Raw genomic sequence first — 2,841 nt, 5'->3', positions numbered from 1 at the left:
AGCCCGCATCGGGCATCAGCCCGCCGGCGAACTCGGCATCGAAGGCGGGCCCGCCGAGGGCGTTGCGCCCGGCATGGCAGGCGCTGCAGTGGCCCAGCCCCTGCACCAGGTAGCGCCCGCGGTTCCACGAGGCGCCCTGGCGCGCGTCGGGCTCAAGTTCGCCGGCGCGGAAGAACAGCGCCCGCCACACCGCCAGCGCCGCCTGCGTGCTGTACGGGAAGCGCAGCTCATGGGCCTCGTTGGCCCGGGCGGCGGGGGGCACGGTCTTCAGGAAGGCATACAGCGCATCCGAGTCCTCGCGGCTCACCCGCGTGAAGCTCGGGTAGGGGAAGGCGGGGTAGAGCAGGTGGCCGTCGCGCGAGCGGCCGTGATGCAGGGCCCGCCAGAATTCGCCGGCCGACCAGGCGCCGAGGCCGGTCGCCGGGTCCGGCGTGAGGTTGGAAGAGACGACGCTGCCGAAAGGCGTCTCGATGCGGCGCCCGCCGGCGAACGGGGCACCGCCGGGGACGCTGTGGCAGCCGGCGCAGTTGCCGGCGCGGGCCAGGTAGGCGCCGCGCTCGACGACGGCTGGTGTCGCGGGCGGCGTCGCGCCGGCATCCAGCGGTGCTTCGCCGCGGACGTTGAGCCAGGCCACCAGGGCAGCGAGGAGCAGGACGGCGCCGAGGGCGCCCGGCAACAGGCGGCGCCTCATGGATTGCTTCCGCAGCGCAGGGGCAGCGGCTCGGCCGAGGCGGGCTGCGGCTTGGTGCCGGTGGGCAGCGTCTGCGCGGACAGCCAGCGCGCCACCCAGGCCGCCTCGTCCGCGCTGAGGCTGCGGGCGACGGTGGCCATGCAGTCGGGCGCCTGGGCCTGGCGCGTGCCGTCGCGCCAGCCGTCCAGCTGGGCCTTCAGGTAGCCCGCGGGCAGCGTCAGCAGGCCCGGCATCGCCGGCTGGCGGCCGGCCATCGCGGCGCCGTGGCAGGCCACGCAGGCGGGGATCCTGCGCTCGGGCGCACCCTTGGACACCAGCTGCTCCGCGGCCTGCCGCTGCGCGTCGCTGAGGCCATGGGCCTGGGCAGGCGGGTAGGGCAGGTCCAGCGCGGCGAAATAGCCGGCGATCTCGCGCAGGTAGTCGTCGGAAAGGTTCCGCAGCAGCCGCTCCATCGCCTCGTTGTGGCGGCGGCCCTGCTGGAAGTTCTTCAGCTGCTGGTAGAGGTAGCCCGCCGGCTTGCCGGCGATGCGGGGGAAATAGACACCGGCGGCGGCGGGGCGACCCTCCTTGCCGTGGCAGACGACACAGGCCTGCATGCGCTGGGCCATCGTGTCGGCCACCTGCGCCCGGGCCGGCGCCGCATGGCTGCCAAGCACGAGCAGCCCGACACCCACCCACCGGAACACCGCGCGCTGCATCTCTGTTTCCCTTCTCCGCCTGAAGCCTTGCCGCCACTGTGCCAGCGACGGCGGTGCAAGCCCAGGTCCAGTTTCCGGCAAAAAAGAGCGGATCAGATGGGTGGCAAGGGGCCATTGCCCAGGGCCCGTCGCCGACAAGTACAGTTGCTCGGAACCGTCATTACCGGCATATCAGTTGAAGCGCTACGAAGCCCTCGCCCATGAGATCGCCGAGTCGATCGCCGCCGGCCAGCTGCGCCCGGGCGAGCGGGTGCCCTCGGTGCGGGAGGCGAGCCGGCGCCGCGGCGTGAGCCCGTCCACCGTCTTCGAGGCCTACTACCTGCTGGAGGCGCGCGGCCTGCTGGTGGCGCGGCCCCGCTCGGGCTACTACGTGAGCGCCGCGCTCGGGCGGCAGCCCGAGCCGGAGCGCTCGCAGCCGGCCGGGCGCGAGCGCAGGGTCGAGATCTCCGGGCTGGTCTTCCAGGTGCTGGGCCATGCCAGGGACCGCAGCCTGGTGCCGCTGGGCTCGGCCTTCCCGAGCCCGGCCCTGTTCCCGCTGCCCAGGCTCGCGCTGGCCTTGGGCAAGGCGATGCGGCGGCTGGACCCGTGGCGCACCGTCGAGGACCTGTCGCCGGGCAGCGCGGCGCTGCGCCGGCAGATCGGCCTGCGCTACCTGGGCATGGGCTGCAGCGTCGACAGCGAGGAACTGGTCATCACCAACGGCGCGATGGAGGCGCTCAACCTGTGCCTGGAGAGCGTGACCCGGCCGGGCGACCTGGTGGCGGTGGAGTCGCCCAGCTTCTACGGCGCGCTGCAGGCGCTGGAGCGGCGCGGGCTGCGCGCGGTGGAGATCGCCACCCATCCGCGCACCGGCATCGACGTGGCGGCGCTGGCGGCCGTGCTGGCCGCGCATCCGGTCAGAGCCTGCTGGCTGATGCCGAACTTCCAGAACCCGCTGGGCAGCCTGATGCCGGACGAGGCCAAGCAGGCGCTGGTGGAACTGCTGGCCCGGCACGAGGTGCCGCTGATCGAGGACGACGTCTACGGCGAGCTGTACTTCGGCGCGCGCAAGCCGCGGCCGGCCAAGGCCTGGGACCGCGCCGGCCTGGTGATGCATTGCAGCTCCTTCTCCAAGACGCTGGCGCCGGGCTACCGGGTCGGCTGGGCCGCTGCCGGCCGCTTCGCCGCGGATGTGGCCCAGCGCAAGTTGATGCACTCGATCGCCGCGCCGCTGCCCTCCCAGGAAGGGCTGAGCGAATACCTGCAGCAGGGCGGCTACGACCGGCACCTGCGCCAGCTGCGGGCGACGCTGGCCGGGCACCGGCACCGCGTGCTGCAGGCGGTGGCCCGGTACTTCCCGGCGGGCACGCGGGCGACCCAGCCGGAGGGCGGCTACTTCGTCTGGCTGGAGCTGCCGCCGCGGGTCGATGCGCTGGAGCTCCACCGGCTGGCCCTGTCGCAGGGCATCAGCCT

Annotated in this window: 3 protein-coding genes; 1 reads left to right on the top strand and 2 read right to left on the bottom strand. The window is 73.7% G+C overall.

Annotated features, from left to right (window positions below; all coding sequences use genetic code 11):
* Both B0W88_RS30940 and B0W88_RS30935 read right to left on the bottom strand, forming a co-directional pair.
* Positions 1–691, bottom strand: a 691-nt coding sequence (locus B0W88_RS30940; protein WP_144007108.1) for a c-type cytochrome, incomplete at its 3' end; no start/stop codon positions are given.
* Positions 688–1,389 (bottom strand): c-type cytochrome, encoded by a 702-nt coding sequence (locus B0W88_RS30935; protein ID WP_077038315.1) that lies wholly within the window; start codon positions 1,387–1,389, stop codon positions 688–690. The genes B0W88_RS30940 and B0W88_RS30935, both read right to left, overlap by 4 nt.
* Before the next feature lie 175 nt (positions 1,390–1,564).
* On the opposite strand from B0W88_RS30935, the gene B0W88_RS30930 reads away from it, so the two are divergent.
* The coding region (locus B0W88_RS30930; protein ID WP_077038314.1) for a PLP-dependent aminotransferase family protein at positions 1,565–2,841 on the top strand (1,277 nt) is incomplete at its 3' end.

This window comes from Pelomonas sp. KK5, assembly GCF_001984095.1.
Classification (GTDB): domain Bacteria; phylum Pseudomonadota; class Gammaproteobacteria; order Burkholderiales; family Burkholderiaceae_C; genus KK5.
The sequence above is the reverse complement of the archived record's forward strand: the minus strand, read 5'-3'. Positions and strand labels throughout refer to the sequence as shown.